At 53.6% G+C, this 22,453-nt stretch carries 19 protein-coding genes and 1 tRNA gene; 1 reads left to right on the forward strand and 19 read right to left on the reverse strand.

The window, feature by feature from the left end; genetic code table 11:
• The 14 genes from V5P19_RS21795 to mngA all read right to left on the reverse strand — a co-directional run bounded on the left by V5P19_RS21795 (nucleotide 1) and on the right by mngA (nucleotide 14,369).
• Nucleotides 1-76: transfer RNA gene (locus V5P19_RS21795), tRNA-Lys, on the reverse strand.
• Between the two features lie 161 nt (nucleotides 77-237).
• Entirely contained in the window at nucleotides 238-1,032 is a 795-nt protein-coding gene (gene cpoB / locus V5P19_RS21800; RefSeq protein ID WP_334407453.1) for a cell division protein CpoB, read from the reverse strand.
• 9 nt (nucleotides 1,033-1,041) lie between these two features.
• Nucleotides 1,042-1,563 (reverse strand): peptidoglycan-associated lipoprotein Pal, encoded by a 522-nt coding sequence (gene pal, locus V5P19_RS21805; RefSeq protein WP_006177214.1) that lies wholly within the window; start codon nucleotides 1,561-1,563, stop codon nucleotides 1,042-1,044.
• Nucleotides 1,564-1,598: 35 nt separating this feature from the next.
• A complete protein-coding gene (gene tolB / locus V5P19_RS21810) occupies nucleotides 1,599-2,891 on the reverse strand; it encodes a Tol-Pal system beta propeller repeat protein TolB (protein WP_334407544.1) in 1,293 nt (430 codons plus the stop codon).
• Between the two features lie 134 nt (nucleotides 2,892-3,025).
• Entirely contained in the window at nucleotides 3,026-4,279 is a 1,254-nt protein-coding gene (gene tolA / locus V5P19_RS21815; protein WP_334407456.1) for a cell envelope integrity protein TolA, read from the reverse strand.
• Nucleotides 4,280-4,307: 28 nt separating this feature from the next.
• Nucleotides 4,308-4,736, reverse strand: coding sequence for a colicin uptake protein TolR (gene tolR / locus V5P19_RS21820; protein WP_003858589.1), 429 nt, complete (start codon nucleotides 4,734-4,736; stop codon nucleotides 4,308-4,310).
• 3 nt (nucleotides 4,737-4,739) lie between these two features.
• Nucleotides 4,740-5,432, reverse strand: a complete 693-nt coding sequence (tolQ, locus tag V5P19_RS21825) for a Tol-Pal system protein TolQ (protein WP_089598919.1) — start codon at nucleotides 5,430-5,432, stop codon at nucleotides 4,740-4,742.
• Nucleotides 5,429-5,833, reverse strand: coding sequence for a tol-pal system-associated acyl-CoA thioesterase (gene ybgC, locus V5P19_RS21830; protein WP_003858593.1), 405 nt, complete (start codon nucleotides 5,831-5,833; stop codon nucleotides 5,429-5,431). Before ybgC ends, tolQ begins: the two co-directional genes overlap by 4 nt.
• A 148-nt stretch (nucleotides 5,834-5,981) precedes the next feature.
• Entirely contained in the window at nucleotides 5,982-6,272 is a 291-nt protein-coding gene (gene ybgE, locus V5P19_RS21835; protein WP_334407463.1) for a cyd operon protein YbgE, read from the reverse strand.
• Nucleotides 6,272-6,385 carry a cytochrome bd-I oxidase subunit CydX gene (gene cydX, locus V5P19_RS21840; RefSeq protein WP_334407465.1) on the reverse strand — a complete coding sequence of 38 codons (114 nt, stop codon included), beginning with the start codon at nucleotides 6,383-6,385 and terminating at the stop codon, nucleotides 6,272-6,274. The genes ybgE and cydX overlap by 1 nt, the downstream gene beginning before the upstream one ends.
• A gap of 14 nt (nucleotides 6,386-6,399) precedes the next feature.
• Entirely contained in the window at nucleotides 6,400-7,539 is a 1,140-nt protein-coding gene (gene cydB / locus V5P19_RS21845; RefSeq protein WP_334407468.1) for a cytochrome d ubiquinol oxidase subunit II, read from the reverse strand.
• Between the two features lie 15 nt (nucleotides 7,540-7,554).
• On the reverse strand, nucleotides 7,555-9,123 hold the full coding sequence (gene cydA, locus V5P19_RS21850; protein WP_334407546.1) for a cytochrome ubiquinol oxidase subunit I: 1,569 nt from the start codon (nucleotides 9,121-9,123) through the stop codon (nucleotides 7,555-7,557).
• 675 nt (nucleotides 9,124-9,798) lie between these two features.
• On the reverse strand, nucleotides 9,799-12,429 hold the full coding sequence (gene mngB, locus V5P19_RS21855; protein ID WP_334407470.1) for a mannosylglycerate hydrolase: 2,631 nt from the start codon (nucleotides 12,427-12,429) through the stop codon (nucleotides 9,799-9,801).
• A 23-nt stretch (nucleotides 12,430-12,452) separates the two neighbouring features.
• Nucleotides 12,453-14,369 (reverse strand): PTS 2-O-a-mannosyl-D-glycerate transporter subunit IIABC, encoded by a 1,917-nt coding sequence (gene mngA / locus V5P19_RS21860; protein ID WP_334407472.1) that lies wholly within the window; start codon nucleotides 14,367-14,369, stop codon nucleotides 12,453-12,455.
• 170 nt (nucleotides 14,370-14,539) lie between these two features.
• Here mngA and V5P19_RS21865 point away from each other — a divergent pair, with 170 nt between their 5' ends.
• Nucleotides 14,540-15,256, forward strand: coding sequence for a GntR family transcriptional regulator (locus V5P19_RS21865; RefSeq protein ID WP_334407475.1), 717 nt, complete (start codon nucleotides 14,540-14,542; stop codon nucleotides 15,254-15,256).
• An 84-nt stretch (nucleotides 15,257-15,340) separates the two neighbouring features.
• Here the strand turns inward: V5P19_RS21865 and sucD are convergent, their stop codons facing one another.
• The 5 genes from sucD to V5P19_RS21890 all read right to left on the reverse strand — a co-directional run bounded on the left by sucD (nucleotide 15,341) and on the right by V5P19_RS21890 (nucleotide 22,442).
• A complete protein-coding gene (sucD, locus tag V5P19_RS21870) occupies nucleotides 15,341-16,210 on the reverse strand; it encodes a succinate--CoA ligase subunit alpha (protein WP_008501094.1) in 870 nt (289 codons plus the stop codon).
• Entirely contained in the window at nucleotides 16,210-17,376 is a 1,167-nt protein-coding gene (gene sucC, locus V5P19_RS21875; RefSeq protein WP_023310791.1) for an ADP-forming succinate--CoA ligase subunit beta, read from the reverse strand. The genes sucD and sucC overlap by 1 nt, the downstream gene beginning before the upstream one ends.
• Nucleotides 17,377-17,459: 83 nt before the next feature.
• Complete coding sequence (odhB, locus tag V5P19_RS21880) at nucleotides 17,460-18,680, reverse strand: 2-oxoglutarate dehydrogenase complex dihydrolipoyllysine-residue succinyltransferase (RefSeq protein ID WP_334407477.1); 1,221 nt, start codon at nucleotides 18,678-18,680, stop codon at nucleotides 17,460-17,462.
• A 14-nt stretch (nucleotides 18,681-18,694) separates the two neighbouring features.
• Nucleotides 18,695-21,502 (reverse strand): 2-oxoglutarate dehydrogenase E1 component, encoded by a 2,808-nt coding sequence (sucA, locus tag V5P19_RS21885; RefSeq protein ID WP_334407479.1) that lies wholly within the window; start codon nucleotides 21,500-21,502, stop codon nucleotides 18,695-18,697.
• A gap of 223 nt (nucleotides 21,503-21,725) precedes the next feature.
• A complete protein-coding gene (locus tag V5P19_RS21890; protein ID WP_334407481.1) occupies nucleotides 21,726-22,442 on the reverse strand; it encodes a succinate dehydrogenase iron-sulfur subunit in 717 nt (238 codons plus the stop codon).
• Between the last annotated feature and the right edge of the window lie 11 nt (nucleotides 22,443-22,453).

Consider the following 22,453-nt stretch of genomic DNA (forward strand, 5'->3'; position numbering starts at 1 on the left):
TGGTGGGTCGTGCAGGATTCGAACCTGCGACCAATTGATTAAAAGTCAACTGCTCTACCAACTGAGCTAACGACCCACTTTTACGCTGTTTTCACGTTGTTTGATATCCCGTGGCAACGGCGGCATATATTACTGATTTAAGAATTCTGCGCAACAAAAATTTCGATGAAGATCACTTAACTGCTTAGTAATCATGCTGCACGACCAGAAATAACACGATTTCTGGTCATGCGATAATCATCCCATCGTACTCAGACGTTTTTGCGCCTGTTTAGCACCTTCGGTGCCCGGGAATTTTGAGACCACCTGCTGATAAACCGCTTTGGCCTTCGCAGCGTCGCCTTTGTCCTGCATGATCACGCCGACCTTAAACATCGCATCGGGTGCTTTTGGAGATTTCGGGTAATTTTTCACCACTGAGGCAAAATAAAACGCCGCATCATCCTTTTTACCCTTGTTGTAGTTCAACTGACCCAGCCAGTAGTTCGCATTTGGCTGGTAAGTGGAGTCAGGGTACTTCTTCACAAAGTTCTGGAACGCAGCGATAGCGTCTTCTTGACGCGATTTATCCTGCACCAGGGCAATGGCCGCATTGTAATCCGTATTCGCGTCACCGCTCTGTACAGGCGCGCCTGTCGAGGCAGACGCATCCGCGGACGGCGCCGGGGTTGTTGCCGCCGCACCGCTCTGATCGCCCGCTGCTGGCTGTGCTGCTGCACCACCACTGCTGAGACTATCAATCTGCAGCAAGATTTGCTTCTGACGTTCCACAACCTGATTAAGCTGGTACTGGCTTTCCTGGATCTGCCCACGGAGAGAGTCAATGTCGCTTTGGTTGTCGGAAAGTTGTTGCTGGAGTTGGGTTAAAAGCTGGCTGTGAGCGTTAGAAATACGCTCGAGTTGAGTGACTCGGTCTTCTACCGAGCCGGAGCCGACACTACTGATTGGTGCCTGAGCAAAAGCGGCCCAAGGGGCCGCTATTCCAACCAGTAACGACAGACTCAACAGATGATGTCTGAAGTTACTGCTCATGCAATTCTCTTAGTAAACCAGTACGGCGCGACGGTTTTTGGCATAAGCCGCTTCGTCGTGACCCAGTACTGCAGGTTTTTCTTTACCGTAAGAAACGATGGAGATCTGGTCAGCAGATACGCCTTTACCCTGCAGGTACATCTTAACGGCGTTAGCACGACGTTCACCCAGGGAGATGTTGTACTCTGGAGTACCACGTTCGTCCGCGTGACCTTCTACGGTGACTTTGTAAGACGGGTTGCTACGCAGGAAGTTAGCGTGAGCATCCAGCATTGCAGCGAAGTCAGAACGGATGTCGTATTTATCCAGATCGAAGTAAACGATGTTGTTCTGCTGCAGCTGCTGCATCTGAAGACGCGCTTGCTCTTCAGAAGACATGTTGCCATTGCCGTTAGCGTCCATACCGGTGCCGGCACCCATCATGCCTTCGCCGCTCTGGTCATTGCTTGCGTTCTTGTTTGAAGAACACGCTGCGATTGCCATTACAGGCAGAGCGATCATCAGCCCCTTCAGCACTTTGTTCAGTTGCATTTCTATGATTCCTTTAGTAATCAATTAATTATTATTTACAGATACGGCGACCAGGCAGGTGATTTTACCTGTCCATCAGTAGCCGGAATACGCGCTTTGAAACGCCCATCTGTAGAAACCAGATTCAGCACAGATCCCATCCCCTGAGAAGAGCTGTAGATTACCATAGTGCCGTTAGGTGCCAGACTTGGCGTTTCATCCAGGAACGTTGACGACAGAACTTGAACGCCACCCGCTACCAGATCTTGTTTGGCAATGTGCTGCTGCCCACCGTTGGAGCTGACCATTACCATAAACTTACCGTCGGTGCTCACGTCTGCGTTCTGGTTCTGAGAACCTTCCCAGGTAATACGTTGCGGAGCGCCGCCGTTGACATTCACTTTATAGATTTGTGGACGGCCGGCCTGGTCAGAGGTAAATGCCAGGTTCTGACTGTCCGGGAACCACGTAGGTTCGGTGTTGTTGCTACGACCATCCGTTACCTGACGGATCTGACCAGAACCAATATCCATCACATACAGATTCAGGCTACCGGTTTTAGACAGTGCGAACGCCAGCTTGGAACCATCTGGCGAGAACGACGGTGCACCGTTGTGACGTGGGAACGACGCCACCTGACGAACAGCGCCATTCGCCAGCGTCTGGATAACCAGCGCAGAACGACCGCTTTCGAAGGTCACATAGGCCAGTTTAGAACCGTCTGGAGACCAGGCTGGCGACATCAGTGGCTGAGAAGAACGTTTCACCAGGAACTGATTGTAACCGTCGTAGTCAGAGACGCGCAGTTCGTAAGGGAACTGGCCACCGTTGGTCTGTACCACATAAGCGATACGGGTACGGAACGCACCTTTAATACCGGTCAGTTTTTCAAATACCGCATCACTTGCCGCGTGAGCCGCATAGCGCAGGTACTGTTTAGTGACCTTATAGGAGTTCTGTGCCAGCACGGTACCCGGTGCACCACCGGTATCAACCAGCTGCCACGCAACGTTGAAAGAGCCGTCTGGGTTAGGCGTAACCTGGCCTACAACAACGGCATCAATGCCCAGTGCAGACCATGCGGCAGGCTGAACTTCCTGCGCACTTCCAGGCTGCTGAGGCAGACGAGAACGATCTAATGGGTTGAATTTGCCGCTGTTACGCAGGTCCGCCGCCACGATGCCGCCGGCATCTTCAGGAGCAGCCCCAGGGCCAGCCCACTGGAACGGTACAACACCAATTGGGCGCGCCGAGTCCACCCCCTGGGTGATCTCGATACGTACTTCTGCGTGCAGCACAGCTGCCCACAGCATTAAGAAACTAAATGCTACACGTAATGCCTGCTTCATCATATCTCCCTTATCTGGGTAACCTTACCCACGATAATTTAGCAGAATGTTAACAAACTCAAATAGACAAAACTACCAGAACCCTGTGACTAAACCTGGCCTATTTCTCCCCGTTTGCACGGAGAAAATGTAACTTAAGGTTTGAAGTCCAGCGGTGCATTTTTAAACACTTCGTAGACTGCCTGTGATGGCGGCTTAGGCATCTTCGCCTGACGTGCTGCAGCCAGTGCTGCAGTACATAAAGCGGGATCGCCACCTTCAGACTGAATATCAAGAAGCATACCGTCCGGTGCCAGCTTTATACGTAACGTACACGTTTTACCGGCATAAGATGTCGCATCATAAAATCGGCTTTCAATCGCGGATTTAATCTGAGCGGCATAGCCATTGATCTCAGCACCAGAGGCACCGTTACTCTTAGTGTTACCACTTCCAGCCGGAGCAGCATTACTTCCTTTCGCCCCACCGCCCGTTTTCGGCGCATTCTTACCTGAGCTTAAGTCGCCCAGTAAATCGTCAACGCCTGCAGCATCAGCCGCTTTCTCGGCAGCGGCAGCCTTTTTCGCAGCGGCCTTATCAGCAGCCGCTTTTTTATCGGCAGCGGCTTTCGCTGCAGCAGCTTTTTTATCGGCTGCAGTTTTTTCGGCCGCAGCGGCTTTTTCAGCGGCTGCTTTTTCGGCAGCCGCCGCTTTCTTCGCAGCTTCAGCAGCCGCTTTTTTCTCTGCTTCCTGAGCGGCTTTTTTCGCAGCCTCTGCTTCAGCTTTTTTCTGAGCGTCAGCAGCGGCTTTCTTCGCGGCTTCGGCTTCCGCTTTCTTCTTAGCATCGGCAGCCGCTTTTGTCGCCGCTTCGGCTTCCGCTTTTTTCTGAGCATCAGCAGCGGCTTTTTTCGCGGCTTCCGCCGCTAATTTTGCCTGAGCGTCAGCCTGCGCTTTTGCATCCGCGGCGGCTTTGGCTGCTGCCTCTTCCGCCTGCTTCTGCTGTTCCTGCGCTTTTTTAGCCGCCGCTTCAGCCTGTTTCTGCTGTTCGGCCTGCTCTTTCGCTGACTCCTGCGCCTGCAAACGTTCTTTCTCAAGCTGCTTCAGACGTTCCTGCTCCGCGGCCTGCTTTTCACGCAGCTCTTCCGCTTGCTGTTGCGCCTGTTTTTCACGCTGCTCTTCCGCACGTTTTGAACTCGCCTGCTGCTGTTGCTGACGATTATAGTTCTGCACTACCGCGCCGGGATCCACCATCACGGCGTCGATGGAAGAACCTCCCCCGCCGCCGGCTGATGCATCAATATGCTCGTCGAACGAACTCCAGATCAGCGCTGCAAAAAGAATAACGTGCAGCACTGCGGAGACAATTATCGCTCGCTTAAGCTTGTCGTTCTGTTCGGTTGCCTTTGACACTATCGGTTCCCAAAAACTACGCAGATGATCAAATAGGCTGAGTCATTAAGCCAACAGACTTAACGCCCGCACTATGTAGCAAGTTCAGCGCTTTAATAATTTCATCGTAAGGTACATCTTTCGCACCACCGATTAAGAAGACCGTTTTCGGATTTGACTCCAGGCGTCGTTGCGCTTCAGCAATAACCTGCTCAGGAGGTAGCTGATCCATACGATCTTTTTCTACCACCACGCTATATTGCCCTACGCCGGAAACCTCAATGATGACCGGAGGGTCGTCATTGGTGCTTACCGCCTGTGATTCTGTCGCATCCGGCAGATCAACTTCCACGCTCTGAGTAATGATGGGCGCTGTCGCCATAAAGATCAGCAGCAGTACCAGCAGTACATCCAACAGCGGAACGATGTTAATTTCGGACTTGAGTTCGCGACGACCTCGTCCACGCGATCTGGCCATGGTTTACCCCTTGTTACTCTCGGTACTGGTAAACGCCTGACGGTGCAGAATCGCAGTGAACTCTTCCATAAAGTTGTCGTAGTTCAGTTCCAGTTTGTTCACGCGCTGGTTAAGGCGGTTGTACGCCATTACCGCCGGGATAGCCGCAAACAGACCGATAGCGGTCGCAATCAGTGCTTCTGCGATACCCGGAGCAACCATCTGCAACGTCGCCTGCTTCACCGCGCCTAACGCGATAAAGGCGTGCATAATCCCCCATACCGTACCAAACAGGCCGATATACGGGCTGATGGAGCCGACAGTACCCAGGAAAGGAATATGCGTTTCAAGCGTTTCCAGCTCACGGTTCATGGAAATGCGCATCGCACGCGACGCACCTTCAACAACCGCTTCTGGTGCATGATTATTTGCGCGATGCAAACGAGCGAACTCTTTGAAACCGCTATAGAAAATTTGTTCGGAGCCTGAAAGATTATCACGGCGCCCCTGACTTTCCTGATACAGACGAGAAAGTTCGATGCCCGACCAGAACTTATCTTCAAACGCTTCGGCTTCGCGGCCAGCAGCATTGAGGATACGCGTTCTCTGGATGATAATGGCCCAGGATGCGATTGAAAAACCAATCAAAATCAACATGATAAGTTTAACCAGAAGGCTTGCCTTCAGGAACAAATCAAGGATATTCATGTCAGTCACTGCTTAAACTCCGCGACAATAGACTTAGGAAGCGCACGAGGCTTCATTATGGTTGGATCAACACAGACAATCAGTACTTCAGCTGAGTTCAGTACGGTGTTCTCTGCATTGACTATCCGCTGCGTGAAAACCAGTGAAGTTCCGCGCATTGATGTAATTTCAGTTTGGACTTCGAGCATATCGTCGAGTCTGGCAGGCGCAAAATACTCAAGCGTCATCTTGCGTACCACGAAGGCAACTCGCTCAGCCAACAGCACCTGTTGACTAAAGTGATGATGTCGCAGCATCTCTGTGCGTGCCCGTTCATAAAAAGCAACGTAGCTGGCGTGGTAGACCACACCACCGGCATCGGTGTCTTCATAGTAGACACGAACCGGCCATCGAAACAGCGTTGTATTCACTTTACATCCCAGTAATGCAACAAAAGTTAATGCTTTTAAACTTCGCTACTATACGCGCGGGAATGATGGTTTGGAATGGGGGAAAGTAAACGGAGAGTAAATTTTTATGGGCTCGGGTAAGCCCATATCGTTAACGGACATTTCTTATTCAGAAGAAGAAGAAAATAAGACCTGCGAGGAGAACCAGATCGGCAATGAGCGGGCAGAAGATGCCCTTCCAGTGCAGTGCTTTCGGACGAAAGCCAACACCGTGAATCACTCCTGCACACACTGCCCACATAATGAAGAAGCCGTGCCAGATCTCGAGCTCGCTGGTCTTCGCTGCAAAGCGCGAAGGGTCCCAAAAAATACAGCCTGCCAGCAGTAATGCCATCACTAAAGAAAGCGCCCGTAACGGGCGCTTATCCATTACCGCATATAACGTTGCGATAATATTCATCAGTGTTTTTCTTCACCCGCTTTTGACGCTTCAACGTGCTCAAGCGCCAGGGCAGTGATGATGCCAAATGCACAGGCAAGAAGCGTCCCTAAAATCCATGCGAAATACCACATATTCAGCTCCTTACTTAATACATAGAGTGGGTGTTGCTTTCGATATGTTCTTTGGTGATACGACCGAACATTTTCCAGTAACACCAGGCGGTGTACAGCAGAATAATCGGTACGAACACACAAGCGACATAGGTCATCAGGTTCAGCGTCAGCTGGCTGGACGTTGCATCCCACATGGTCAGGCTAGCATTCATCATGGTGCTGGATGGCATCACGAATGGGAACATAGCGATACCTGCAGTCAGGATAATGCACGCCAGCGTCAGTGAAGAGGAGACGAACGCCAGTGCGCCTTTTTCCAGACGGGACGTCAGCATCGTCAACAAAGGTAACAGCACGCCCAGTGCCGGGATAGCCCACAGCGCAGGCGCGGTGTTGAAGTTCACCATCCAGGCACCAGCCTGACGCGCAACTTCTTTAGTCAGCGGGTTAGACGGTGCAGCGTGGTTGATAGCAGACGTAATCACGTAACCATCAATACCGTACACGACCCAAACGCCAGCCAGTGCGAAGCAAACCATCGTGACCAGAGCGGCAACCTGAGCCGTTGCACGTGAACGCAGGTGCAGTTCACCCACGGTGCGCATCTGCAGGTAGGTAGCACCCTGAGTGATGATCATCGCCACGCTTACCACGCCAGCCAGCAGACCAAACGGATTCAGCAGCTGGAAGAAGTTACCGGTGTAGTAAAGACGCATATATTCGTCGATGTGGAACGGTACGCCCTGCAGCAGGTTACCGAAGGCCACACCAATCACCAGCGGCGGAACGAAGCTACCGATGAAGATGCCCCAGTCCCACATGTTTCGCCAGCGGGTGTCTTCAATCTTAGAACGGTAGTCGAAACCCACCGGACGGAAGAATAAAGACGCCAGCACCAGGATCATCGCCACGTAGAAACCGGAAAACGCAGCCGCGTAGACCATCGGCCAGGCAGCGAACAGCGCGCCACCTGCGGTGATCAGCCACACCTGGTTACCGTCCCAGTGCGGGGCGATGGAGTTGATCATGATTCGACGCTCGGTGTCACTGCGACCGAGGAAACGGGTGAGCATGCCCACCCCCATGTCGAAACCATCCGTGACCGCAAAACCGATCAGTAGAATACCGACCAGCAGCCACCAGATAAAACGTAATACTTCATAATCGATCATTTGATGACTCCTGTCTTAGCGTGCCGGCTGAGTAGTCGCATTGGACTGCTCGTAGTGATAGCGACCGGTTTTCAGGCTGCTTGGGCCAAGGCGCGCGAACTTGAACATCAGGAACAGTTCAGCCACCAGGAACAGGGTGTACAGACCACAAATCAGCAGCATGGAGAAGATCAGATCGCCTGCTGTCAGCGAAGAGTTCGCGACCGCCGTTGGCAGCACCTCACCTATCGCCCACGGCTGTCGGCCATACTCCGCCACAAACCAACCGGATTCGATAGCAATCCATGGCAGCGGGATCCCGTAAAGCGCAGTACGCAGCAGCCATTTTTTCTCGCCGATACGGTTGCGAATCACTGACCAGAAGGACGCTGCAATAATCAGCAGCATGATAATGCCGCAGCCCACCATGATACGGAACGCGAAGTACAGCGGCGCAACGCGTGGAATCGAGTCTTTGGTTGCCATCTGAATCTGTGCTTCCGTCGCGTCAGAGACGTTCGGGGTATAGCGTTTCAGCAGCAGACCGTAGCCCAGGTCTTTCTTCACGTCGTTAAACCGATCGCGAATGGTCTGGTCGGTAGAACCTGCGCGCAGCTGTTCCAGCAGCGAGTAAGCTTTCATACCGTTACGGATACGCTCTTCGTGCTGCACCATCAGGTCTTTCAGGCCAGTAACCTGTTTATCAACCGAGCGGGTTGCGATGAGGCCCAGCGCATAAGGAATCTGAATGGCAAAGCGGTTTTCCTGTGCATCCTGATCCGGAATACCGAACAGGGTAAATGCAGCCGGAGCCGGTTGAGTTTCCCATTCCGCTTCAATAGCTGCCAGCTTGGTTTTCTGTACGTCACCCATTTCGTAACCGGATTCATCACCCAGCACAATAACGGACAGAATGGCGGCCATACCGAAGCTTGCTGCGATAGCAAAGGAGCGCTTAGCAAAGGCGAAGTCACGACCGCGCAGCATATAGTAAGCGCTGATGCCCAGCACGAACATCGCGCCGCACACATAGCCTGATGCCACGGTGTGTACAAATTTAACCTGTGCGACCGGGTTCAGTACCAGCTCAGCAAAGCTGACCATCTCCATACGCATGGTTTCGAAGTTGAAATCAGATGCGATTGGGTTCTGCATCCAACCGTTCGCCACCAGGATCCACAGTGCGGACAGGTTAGAACCTAATGCCACCAGCCAGGTGACGGCCATGTGCTGAACTTTGCTCAGACGGTCCCAACCGAAGAAGAACAGACCTACAAAGGTGGATTCGAGGAAGAAGGCCATCAGACCTTCAATGGCCAGTGGCGCACCGAAGATATCCCCAACATAGTGGGAATAGTAAGACCAGTTAGTCCCGAACTGGAACTCCATGGTCAAACCGGTTGCCACGCCCAGTGCAAAGTTGATACCAAACAACTTGCCCCAGAACTTGGTCATATCTTTATAAATCTGTTTGCCGGAGAGGACGTAGACCGTTTCCATGATGGCCAGCAAGAACGCCATACCGAGCGTCAGTGGCACAAAAAGGAAGTGGTACATCGCGGTCAAGGCAAACTGTAAGCGCGACAGTTCGACTATATCTAACATCATGACTCCTTGCTCATCGCATGAAGACTCCGAGAGTGAACCCCGTCAGATGAGGATCCACACGCATGCCCCAATACAAATTATTCGCATCCTTGTCGTCACAATTAGCCTCAGGAAGGATAAAAGCAATGGCGATAGGTTACAAATACGTTAATAAAAAAACCAAATTGATCCCGCGAATATAATACGCTGCAAAACCCTTACAATAAACAGGTTTTTATTGAATCATATTTACGTTTTACGACGACGATCAATTTATAGCAAAATTACCACTTTTCGGCCATTTTGATCCGGGACAATTTAGCGCCTTTTGGTGGGATTTTCCAAGGATTAAACTTTGATTTAAATCAAAAACAACCATTGATGTTAACCATGTTTAATCATGGTGAGAATGGTAAAAACCATGTTAATGATATGTGTATGCTAAGATGAGATTAGTTATCGAAGACGGAAAAAAATATAAACAGAAGTGATTTTAATTAACGCGAAAGTAAGCAACATTTCAACGGGGGATACACAATAAAGCGTAGTCGGGCCAGGTTATTTTTCCATTGCATTTATGCAACCCTCCGAAATTACATTTAATTTACTTTTGACACCCCATAAGTTAACACCGCGGTGTGACTATTTAATGAAAAAAGGCCGCCTTCTCTGCAGCCTTTTTGTATCGCTGACTCAGGCGAAAAGAATACTAAAGGTTCGCGACTGCCCCGGCCTGAATGCCCCGACAATACCCTCTTCTTCACACCTATCCATTATCCGTTCGTTCATGTCCGTTTCGCGCCACCGTTTCACCGTTGGATTCATGGATAACGTCGTGTCACATGCGCTGGACGCCGAAGGGTTGAACAGGCGGAGAATGAGCTCATCACGATCTTCAGCCTTTTTGAGCGTGCTGAGCACGCATCCCGTTGGCGAAAGCGCTAACAGACTGTAACTTTCCGGCGTGATAAACGACGCGCGATTCAGTTTCATCGCATCCCAGGGAATTTTGTTATAGCACTGCACCGGTGTTAACCACGATTTAGCCTGCTGTGCGACGCCCGCGTTTTCTGGCGTACCGCTAAAGCTGAAGAGGCTAAAGCGACAGGTTAACGGCCCACGTACCTGAGAGTCAGGAACAGGCATTTTGATCCCCGAAGGTCTGCCTGGACGCAACAGCAAATCTTCTTTCCCGAGCAGTCCCACGCCGCGCAACAAGGTTAAAGCGAATGCTTTTTTGTCATCGCCCACCACTTCAAACTCGCGCAGTCCCTCGGTGAAGAGCGCCAGCCCGTTGCGCTTTTCCTGCAGGACGGCATAGTTGAGTAAATTCCAGACGGGAACCGGCGCTTCTTTCCAGCCCTCCTCATGCCAGGTCGCCATCGCCGCGTCCTGCACCGGGCGAATGAGCGAGCCAAACTGCGTATCCGCTAACACTTCCTCTGTCATAAACGGCGTTGGGATCAGTACGCGAACGCGGTGGTCGTTTGCCTGGTTTTCCAGACGCACGGCCACATCAATACGCCTGCTGTTATGGCTAAGCGTGACGTCAAACTCTACGTTGAGTGAGCCGTTTCGCTGGCGCGCCACGCGTTCAGCCAGATTTGCCGGAACGGCGATCCGATGGCGGATAGCCACCCTGCTCTGCCAGCCTTCGTGCGTGACCTCAATCTCATGCTCGCCCTGCGCTGACGTGAGCCTCCACTCTTCCCGAGAAGGCGAGTAGTCGTACTCATCGCCATCGTCCGAACTCTCTTCGATTTCCAGTACGCGGTCATAAATAAGCCCGCTTTCTTTATCGCGCAGACGTAGCGTACCGTCATCGTTTAAGTCAATTTGCCAGAAGGCATTTTCAAGTAAGGATTCGGCATTTTTCACCGCCGGGAGCACCTTCCCGGCCACGTTCGGCTCGATATACAGCGTACGGTAGCCCATCGATGGCAGTATCTGGCTGAGCTGAATATCAAACTCCATAAACGGGTCGTAATTGCCGTAATGGACAATCTGCCGGTCAATAAGGCCGGGGTCGAGTTCGCGCGCGCTGCGAATGAAATAGGGGATCTCGTTGCCTTTTTCATCCCGCAGTCTGAACTGGCTGGCACGCAGCCGAATCGTGGTGTTCATCACCTCTTCACGCGGCCAGGGCATCAGGTTGAACATCACCAGCTTATCGGCGTCGCTTTGCGGCATGTTGTCGACAATCTTGCGCATATAGAAACGCACCAGGTTGTCCGCCATGTCCTCAGCCAGTTCAAAGCGGGAGACAATCTCGCGGTGCACCTTATCGCTGCAGCAGCAGCCGATGCTGTCGTGAGCGTGGTTTTTGAGGATCTCTTTCCACATCTTCTCCAGCAGGCCGTGGTGGTAGTCGAAGCCCAGCGCCCAGGCAAGCGCCGACAGCGGCTCGAGGATATTGACGATTTTGTTCTCGATACGCGCATGGGCGATTTTAATGTCCATGCGCGTGGAGCCGATGGTGCGGTGCACACGCATGTATTTCCCGTCGATAAACTCTCCTTTCAGCGTCGCCAGTTCGTCGCGGTGCGCGTCGATATAATCAAACACCTCTTCGAACCGACTCATCACGAATTGACGCTGGGGATAGATTTCACGAAGCTTATCCATCACCGCGAAAATATTCTGCTGCAGGGGCATCTGGTCGTGACCGTTGGGCAGTAAAATCTCTTTGGTCACGGAGGCGTTTTCCAGTACCTCGAAATAGCTGTCGAGCCGTTTTCTCAGCCCTGCTTCGTCCACCGGTAAGTACTTACCAATCGCGTAGCCCAGCGGCAGTACCTGCGCCGTCACTTCACTGCCGTCCTGGCTCTGCCAGAGAAACTCGGTTTTATCGGTACCGTGACGTTCGGAGCAGCCTCGCCAGAACATCGTGCGCGTAATGCCAAACCCGTTATAGATATGCGGTAGCTGGCCGGACATACCAAACGAATCCGGCAGATAGCCGATCTTCATCGGCTCGCCAAACGCCATACAGTCGCGCATGCCGTACATCAGGTTGCGGACAATCGACTCACCGCTGACAATCGTGGTATCGGTCTGGGTATACCAGGGGCCGATAATCAACTTTCCGCGCTCCACAAGCGCTTTCACCCGCGAGCGGTTTTCAGGCACGACGGCAAAATAATCCTCCAGCACCGCCGTCTGTCCATCGAGGACATAATATTTATACTCGTCATCCTGCTCCAGACGGGTCAGGATCTCCTCCATATTATTGACCAGAAGAATACGCGACTCTTCGGTGGTGAAGTACCACTCACGGTCCCAGTGCATATGCGGCGTGATATGAACGCGAGATACAGCTTTCATCTTCGTTTCCTGTTTGTGCATTGTTACGGTATGGCGTCTTCAGTGACGTAGTTGCCCTTTTTCACCGCCTGGCGTCGCCAGAGCAGGAGAATAAAGGTGGAGATTGCGGTACCCACCAGCGCCGCGCCAAACCAGCCCGCCGCCGCAACCACACCGCTCAACCCGGCATCGTGAAGTAAAAAGAGAGAGAAAATACCGGCTCCCGGCGTGGACAACCCGATCCCCATCGCGCCGACAATCGCGCCTGTTACCATAGAGCCGAGCACAAATGAACCAATGACGCGAAGCGGATCTTCAATCGCCATCGGAATCGCCCCTTCGGTGATGCCCGCAAGTCCAAGCAGCCAGGTGGATTTACCGGTTTCAATTTCAAACGGTTTAAACAGTTTCGGTGCCAGCAACGTTGATGCCGTGACGGTGAAGGCCGACACCATTTTGACGGAGGCAAAGATGGCATAGGGACCGTATACCCCGTTAGCCATCGCTCCCAGGCAGAACGCGTAAGAGGCTTTGTTGACCGGGCCACCCAAATCGAACGAGCACATAAACCCGAGGATCGCCCCCAGGAGCAGCGCATTCGCGCCGGACAAACCGTTAAGCCAGGCGGTGAGCGTAGTATTAAGCCAGGCCACCGGCTCACCGATCACAAACAGCATCAGGCTGCCCGCCCCCAGTACGCCAATAACCGGATAGAGATAAAAGGTTAAAAAACCGTTGAAGCGGCTACTCAGGCGAATGTGATTTTTCACCCAGCGCATCAGGTAACCCGCAATCAGCCCGCCGATGATAGCCCCCAGAAAACCGGAGCCGATCATATTGGCCGCAAGACCGGCCGCAAAGCCCGGCGTCAGCGCGGGTTTATCCGCCAGCGAGTAAGCGGTATAGGCCGCCAGAACAGGGACCATCAAAATGCCGAGCATGCCGCCGCCAAGCTTGCGGTACATCCACAGCCATGAGTTTTCCTGGTCGAACAGGTGCTGCAGGCCAAGGATTTGCGCCAGCAGTACCGACACGGCGAGTACCGTCCCGCCGGCGACGATGAGCGGCACCGCAAAGGAGATACCGCTAAGGAGCGCCTGCTTGAGCTCAGTTTTAACGCTCTTTTTCGTTTCGGTATCAACATGCCCAAGACGCGCATCGGTAGAAGGCTGTAGCGCCAGCGCGCGCTCAATGAGCGCTTCAGCATGGCGCAGGGGTTCCGCGACGGGCACGGAAATGGCGGAGATCCCCTGAAAACGCTCGCTCTCTTTGATCGCCACTTCTGCGGCAAAGATGCACGCTTTGGCCTCCTGCAACTGCTGCGCGGTGATGCGCCCCTCAATGCCATTCGCCCCCTGCTTTTCGACCACAACGTTGACGCCCAGCTTACGTCCCGCTTTTTCCAGGTACTCAGCTGCCATATAGGTATGGGCAATCCCGGCCGGACAGGCGGTGACGCAGATGACGGTTGGTGCATTCACCAATGTGGCAACCTCGTCTTCCTGCGAGCCACCGTTCAGCGCATCAAGCAGATCCTCCGCCGTCGCTGCAGCCATAACGCGTTCCCGAAGTGCATCATCTGCCAGACGAGACGTCAGCGCCGTCAGTACATGGATATGCGTGGATCCGGCTTCAGCAGGCGGGATGGCAAGCAGGACGATCAGCTCAACGTGTTCAGGGCCGTCCACCCCCTCCCACTCCAGCGGTTCGCTCAGCGTAGCAACCGCAAAAGCCGCTTCGTTCACCACGCTCGATTTACCATGCGGGACAGCCAGCCCTTCTCCCAGTGCGGTCGGCCCCTGAGATTCACGACGGTAGACCTCCGCCAGAAATGCATCGCCATCGGTAATTTTGCCCAGCGCCACCAGTCGCATCGTAAGCTGGCGAATGGCCTCATCACGGCTGGCATAGTGCGCCTGCACGCAGACAGCACTGGAGTGGGTCAGAGTCGTCAGGTCCATAAGATCCTCACACGTAATTTGTTATTTTCTGTCGGCAATTGTGGCAGGCAATACAATACATTTATGTGATCACTTTCACTAACAACGTAAATTTGTATTTAAATTGTATTATTTACAAATTTTACGCTGAAGGCATAATTCCGTGAAAAGGTATTAGAAAGGCAGATTCTATGGGTAACAAACCGATGTACCGGCAGATAGCCGATGCACTTCGCGAGAAAATCAATGCGGGCGAGTTAAAACCTGGCGATGCGTTACCGACGGAATCCAGCCTTCAGGAGGCGTTCAACGTTAGCCGTGTAACGGTGAGACAGGCGCTGAAGCTGCTTACGGAAGAGCAGATCGTCGAGAGCATTCAGGGCAGCGGCACCTACGTAAAAGAAGAGCGCGTTAACTACGACATTTACCAGCTCACCGGCTTTTACGAAAAGCTGGCGGACCGAAACGTCGATACGCACAGCGACGTCAGCATCTTCGAAGTGGTGAAAGCCGATGAGAGGCTCGCAGCAAGGCTGGCGATCAACCCGGACGATAAAGTCTGGCACGTCAAACGCGTCCGCTTTATCAAACAAAAACCGGTGAATCTGGAAGAAACGTGGATGCCGCTGGCGATGTTCCCCGACCTCACCTGGGAAGTGATGGTGAATTCGAAATACCACTATGTTGAGCAGATCAAGAAGCTGGTTATCGATCGCAGCGAGCAAGAATTGGTGCCGATCATGCCGTCAGAAGAGGCGATTGCCGCGCTGTCGCTCGATCCGGCGAAACCCATCCTGGAAAAAGTCTCGCGCGGGTTTCTGAAGGACGGACGGGTATTTGAATACAGCCGCAACGTGTTCAATACCGACGATTACAAGTTCACGCTTGTCGCCAAACGCAGGCAATAAAAAAGGCCGCTTTATCAGCGGCCAACCATGTCGAAACAGACATTTTTTTATTTCAACGCTCCCCTTTCAGGGAGCAGAGAGGACTTACTTAATGATGGATTTCAGAGCTTCGCCGATATCCGCCAGGCTGCGAACGGTTTTCACGCCTGCGGCTTCCAGCGCGGCAAATTTCTCATCAGCCGTACCTTTACCACCGGCGATGATCGCGCCTGCGTGCCCCATACGCTTGCCTTTCGGCGCAGTTACACCTGCGATGTAACCCACTACCGGCTTGGTAACGTGTTCTTTGATGTATGCAGCCGCTTCTTCTTCCGCGCTACCACCGATCTCACCGATCATCACGATCGCTTCGGTCTGTGGATCTTCCTGGAACAGTTTCAGGATGTCGATAAAGTTAGAGCCCGGGATCGGGTCACCGCCGATGCCCACGCAGGTGGACTGGCCGAAACCGTAGTCGGTGGTCTGCTTAACCGCTTCATAGGTCAGCGTACCAGAGCGGGAAACGATGCCCACTTTGCCTGGCTTGTGAATGTGGCCCGGCATGATGCCGATTTTGCATTCGCCTGGGGTGATAACGCCCGGGCAGTTCGGGCCAATCATGCGCACGCCAGCTTCGTCGAGCTTCACCTTCACGGTCAGCATGTCCAGCGTCGGGATGCCTTCAGTGATGGTGATGATCAGTTTAATACCTGCATCGATCGCTTCCAGAATGGAGTCTTTGCAGAACGGTGCCGGAACGTAGATCACGGTCGCGGTCGCGCCGGTGGCTTCTACAGCTTCACGCACGGTGTTAAACACCGGCAGACCCAGGTGCGTGGTGCCGCCTTTACCTGGTGTTACGCCGCCAACCATCTGCGTACCGTAGGCAATTGCCTGCTCGGAGTGGAATGTCCCCTGGCTACCGGTAAAGCCCTGGCAGATAACCTTGGTATCTTTATTAATTAAAACTGACATTATTTCCCCTCCACTGCGGCAACAACCTGCTGAGCTGCATCCGTCAGACTTTTCGCTGCAATAATATTCAGGCCGCTGTCAGCCAATTTTTTCGCGCCGAGTTCAGCGTTGTTACCTTCCAGACGTACAACAACCGGAACGTTAACACCCACTTCTTCTACCGCACCGATGATACCATCGGCGATCAGGTCGCAGCGCACGATACCGCCGAAGATGTTCACCAGAACAGCTTTCACGTTGTCGTCAGAGAGGATGATTTTGAACGCTTCAGTGACGCGCTCTTTGGTTGCGCCACCGCCTACGTCGAGGAAGTTCGCTGGCTCACCGCCGTGCAGCTTAACGATGTCCATGGTGCCCATTGCCAGGCCCGCACCGTTAACCATGCAGCCGATGTTGCCATCGAGCGCAACGTAGTTCAGTTCCCACTGTGCAGCCTGCGCTTCACGCGGGTCTTCCTGAGACTGGTCGCGCATTTCGCGCAGATCGGACTGGCGGAACAATGCGTTGCCGTCAGCGCCCAGCTTGCCATCGAGGCAGATCAGGTCGCCCTGAGTGGTGATCACCAGCGGGTTGATTTCGATCAGCGCCAGGTCGCGCTCCAGGAAGATGTTCGCCAGACCCATGAAGATCTTGGTGAACTGCTGAACCAGCTTGCCTTCCAGACCCAGCTTAAACGCCAGCTCGCGCCCCTGATAAGGCATTGGGCCTGCCAGCGGATCGATAGCCACTTTGTGGATCAGGTGTGGCGTCTCTTCCGCCACTTTTTCGATTTCCACGCCGCCTTCAGTAGACGCCATGAACACCACGCGACGGGAGCTACGGTCAACAACCGCGCCCAGGTATAGCTCTTTCGCGATATCGGTCGCTGCTTCAACCAGGATCTGGTTTACCGGCTGGCCGTTCGCATCTGTTTGATAGGTTACCAGGCGCTTGCCGAGCCAATGTTCAGCAAAAGCACGGATCTCTTCTTTGCTCTTAACAACCTTCACACCGCCCGCTTTACCACGGCCACCAGCGTGAACCTGACACTTAACTACCCACGGGCCGGAACCGATTTTAGATGCGGCTTCTTCTGCTTCACGCGGGGTAGTACAGGCATAACCCACCGGAGCCGGTAAGCCATACCGGGCAAACAGCTGTTTGGCCTGATATTCATGTAAGTTCATGTGTTCTATCCATCCTTCAGGTAATCGTTAGGTCGTGCTTTTATAGGCCCGGCAGGCAAAGCCCGCCGGGCAAGACTGCAAAACTAGACGTCCAGCAGCAGACGCGTTGGATCTTCCAGCAGCTCTTTAATGGCGACTAGGAAGCCCACGGACTCGCGTCCGTCGATCAGACGGTGATCGTAAGACAGTGCCAGATACATCATCGGCAGGATCTCAACTTTACCGTCAACCGCCATAGGACGATCTTTAATGGCATGCATGCCGAGGATCGCACTCTGCGGTGGGTTGATAATTGGGGTAGACATCAACGAACCGAATACGCCGCCGTTGGTAATGGTGAAGTTACCGCCGGTCAGGTCGTCTACGGTCAGTTTGCCGTCGCGGCCTTTAACGGCCAGCTCTTTAATGTTCTTCTCGATGTCAGCCATACCCAGGGTATCAACATCACGCAGAACCGGGGTCACCAGGCCACGTGGAGTAGAAACCGCCATGCTGACGTCGAAATAATTGTGGTAAACCACGTCATCGCCATCGATAGATGCGTTCACTTCCGGGTAGCGTTTCAGCGCTTCAACAACCGCTTTGACGTAGAAGGACATAAAGCCCAGACGGATACCGTGACGTTTTTCAAACGCGTCACCGTACTGCTTACGCAGGTCCATGATTGGCTTCATGTTCACTTCGTTGAAGGTGGTCAGCATCGCGGTGGAGTTTTTCGCCTCCAGCAGACGCTCGGCCACACGCTTACGCAGACGAGTCATCGGTACGCGTTTCTCGCTGCGTGCACCCAGTGCAGGTTGTGCTGCTGGTGCCGCTGCAGGTGCTTTCGCTTCTGCTTGCGCAGGGGCTTTCGCCAGATGCTTCTCAATGTCTTCACGCGTCAGACGGCCACCCACGCCAGTGCCTTTAATAGCAGCCGCGTCGAGGTTATGTTCAGCCAGCAGGCGACGGATCGCCGGGCTGAGCGCGTCGTTAGACTGTTCTTCCAGAGAGGCCTGCTGGCGCTGCGCTGGAGTTGACGCTTTCTCTTCAGATTTCGCGCTGGACTCTTTACCCGCGCTGTTGCCTTCGCGCAGGCGACCCAGGATCTGGCGAGAGGTCACGGTCGTGCCTTCATCTTCCAGGACCGCATCCAGAATGCCATCCGCCGATGCCGGTACTTCCAGTACCACTTTGTCAGTTTCGATTTCTACCAGCACTTCATCGCGCTTAACGCTATCGCCCGGTTTTTTGTGCCAGGTGGCGACAGTCGCATCTGCTACAGACTCAGGCAGGTCGGGAACAAGAATATCTACGCTACTCATTATGTATCCTTTAATTAATCGACGTTCAGCGCGTCATTGACCAGATCTTGTTGCTGCTTCTGGTGAACGGACATATACCCTACCGCCGGAGAGGCGGAGGCCGGGCGACCTGCGTAACGCAGGGCAGACCCAAATGGAATCACTTCACGGAAATGATGCTGGCTGCAGTACCATGCGCCCTGGTTAAGCGGCTCTTCCTGGCACCAGACAAAATCATGCACGTGAGCATATTGTTTCAGCACTTCCTGCATCGCCTGATGCGGGAAAGGATAAAGCTGCTCGATACGCACGATGGCGACATCTTTCTGATTGTTCTTGCGGCGTTGTTCCAGCAGGTCGTAATAAACCTTACCAGAACACATTACGACACGCTTCACGGCTTTCGGATCCAGCTCGTCAATCTCGCCGATGGCCGGCATAAAGGTGCCGTTAGCCAGTTCTTCGAGGCTGGAGACCGCCAGCGGATGACGCAGCAGAGATTTCGGCGACATGACCACCAGCGGACGACGCATACCGCGCAGCGCCTGACGACGCAGCATGTGGTACACCTGAGCCGGGGTAGACGGCACGCAAACCTGCATGTTCTGCTCAGCGCAGAGCTGCAGATAACGTTCCAGACGCGCGGAGGAGTGCTCCGGGCCCTGCCCTTCGTAACCGTGCGGCAGCAGCATCACCAGGCCACACATACGGCCCCACTTCTGCTCGCCAGAAGAGATGAACTGATCGATAACCACCTGAGCACCGTTGGCGAAGTCACCGAACTGTGCTTCCCAGATGGTCAGGGTGCGTGGTTCAGCCGTGGCGTAACCATATTCGAATGCCAGTACCGCTTCTTCAGACAGCACGGAGTCCCAGACCTTGAACTGGCCCTGGCCGTTATGCACGTGCTGAAGCGGGGTGTACGTTGAGCCGTTAGACTGGTTGTGAACAACCGCGTGACGGTGGAAGAAGGTGCCGCGCCCCGCATCTTCACCGGACAGACGAACAGGAATCCCTTCGTCAACCAGCGTTGCGTAAGCCAGCGTTTCCGCGCCGCCCCAGTCGAACAGCTTCTCACCCGCCGCCATAGACTGACGGTCAGAGTAGATTTTCTGCACGCGAGACTGCATCTCGATGGCGTCGGGTACGGTGCTGATGCGCTTAGCCAGCTCCTGCAGACGCTTCATCTCCACCTTGTTCGGGTAGCTCTCGTCCCACTCGTGGTTGAGGTACGGTGACCAGGTGAAGGAGTGCATGTTCATTGGACGCAGCTCTTTCACTACGCATTCACCCGCATCCAGCGCATCGCGGTAAAGATTGACCAGCTCGGTCGCATCTTCAAGCGTCGTCACGTTGTCGCTTTCCAGCTTGTCAGCATAGATCTTGCGCGGCGTTGGGTGTTTTTTGATTTTCTGATACATCAACGGCTGGGTTGCACTTGGCTCATCCGCTTCGTTGTGACCGTGACGACGGTAGCAGAACAGGTCGATCAGCACGTCACGCTTGAAGGTATTACGGAAGTCCAGCGCCAGACGAGTCACAAATGCCACCGCTTCCGGGTCATCTGCATTCACGTGGAAGATCGGCGCCTGTACCATCTTACCGATGTCGGTGCAGTACGGGGTAGAACGCGCATCCAGTGGGTTGGACGTGGTGAAGCCCACCTGGTTGTTAATCACGATGCGAACGGTACCGCCCACCTCATAACCGCGCGCTTTCGACATGTTCAGGGTTTCCTGAACTACGCCCTGACCGGTAATCGCCGCATCGCCGTGAATGGTGATTGGCAGCACTTTATTACTGCTTGGCTCATCCAGACGATCCAGACGCGCACGCACGGAACCGATAACCACCGGGCTAACGATTTCGAGGTGTGACGGGTTAAATGCCAACGCCAGGTGAACCAGGCCGCCTTCGGTTTCGATATCAGACGAGAAGCCCATGTGGTACTTCACGTCACCTGTGCCGAGGTGTTCTTTATGTTTGCCCGCAAATTCGTCGAACAGGTCCTGCGGTTTTTTACCCAGCACGTTGACCAGCACGTTCAGACGACCACGGTGCGCCATACCCAGCACGACTTCACGGGTACCGCTTTTGCCTGCGTGGCGAATCAGCTCTTTGAGCATGGGCACAAGCGCATCGCCGCCTTCAAGCGAGAAGCGTTTTGCGCCCGGGAATTTCGCGCCCAGATAGCGCTCAAGGCCTTCTGCTGCGGTCAGCTCGCTCAGGAAGCGTTTTTTCTCTTCCGTCGAGAAATTCGCATGGCCTGCCACGGATTCGATGCGCTGCTGGATCCAGCGTTTCTCTTCGGTGGAGGTGATGTGCATATATTCCGCACCGATGGAGCCGCAGTAGGTTTGCTTAAGGGCGTCAATCAGCTCGCCCAGCTTCATCGTGTCTTTGCCGATGGCAAATGAACCTACGTTAAAGCTTTCCTGGAAATCGGCCTCGGTCAGATCGTGGTAGGCCGGATCGAGATCCGCTACACGGTCTTGCTGCCACAGTCCCAGCGGATCGAGATTCGCATGCTGGTGACCACGGAAGCGATAAGCGTTGATAAGCTGCAGGACTTTAACCTGCTTCGCATTGGTGTCAGGGTCGGAAATCGCAGAAGAGTAACGTGAGGCATCCTTCGCCAGACGACGGAAATAATCACGTGTTTTGGAATGGAATTGATCCGGTTTGACTCCCGTGCCAGGCAACTGCTGGAACATGGAACGCCAGTTTGCGTCCACTGAGTCAGGATCGGTTAAGAAGTCTTCATAGAGCTGTTCTATCCAGCTCTGGTTAGCACCAGAGAGGAATGAAGAGTCCAGCCAGGCTTTCATTGCGCCGTTCTGCATCGTGATCCCTTAAGCATTTTTATGCTTACTTTCGCCGTAGAAACTACCACGCACACACCGTGTACGTGCCGGGGTTCACCTGCGAGCTCTTTTACTTTGGCCCGCGAAGGAACCTTTAGAAACTGTCTAGACTTCAGGGCAGTTTTTAAAGGTTTCTGCAATCAATCCCCTCTCCCGTTGGGAGAGGGTTAGAGTGAGGGGAACAGCGCTCCCCTCTCACGACTTACGCACTGCGCTGCAGCAGCATCGACTTAATATGGCCGATGGCGCGCGTTGGGTTCAGCCCTTTAGGACATACACTGACGCAGTTCATGATGCTATGGCAGCGGAATACGCTGAAAGCGTCACTCAGTCCTTCCAGACGGTTATCGGTTTCGGTGTCGCGGCTATCGATCAGGAAGCGATAGGCAGCCAGCAGACCGGCCGGGCCAATAAATTTGTCCGGATTCCACCAGAATGATGGGCAAGACGTCGAACAGCATGCGCAGAGAATACACTCGTACAATCCATCGAGTTTTTCACGCTGCTCAGGAGACTGTAAGTGCTCGCGCGCAGGTGGATTTTGCCCATTATTCAATAAGTAAGGCTTAATCTTCTCATATTGTGCATAGAATTGCCCCATGTCTACCACCAAATCGCGAACGACGGGCAAGCCCGGCAGAGGACGGATAACAATTTTCTGACCCGCACGCTGCAGTGCCGAAATTGGCGTGATGCAGGCCAGGCCATTTTTGCCGTTCATGTTCACGCCGTCAGAGCCACAAACCCCTTCACGGCAGGAACGACGAAACGACAGCGTCGGATCTTGTTCTTTCAGCTGCATTAAGGCATCCAGCAGCATCATGTCACGCCCTTCTTCCGCTTCCAGGGTGTAATCCTGCATACGCGGAGCGTCGTCAACATCCGGGTTATAACGATAAACTGAGAATTCGAGTTTCATTGTCCTGTCTC

Origin of the sequence: Enterobacter sp. UNJFSC 003, assembly GCF_036903355.1 — a bacterium.
In the GTDB taxonomy this organism is placed as follows: Bacteria; Pseudomonadota; Gammaproteobacteria; order Enterobacterales; family Enterobacteriaceae; genus Enterobacter.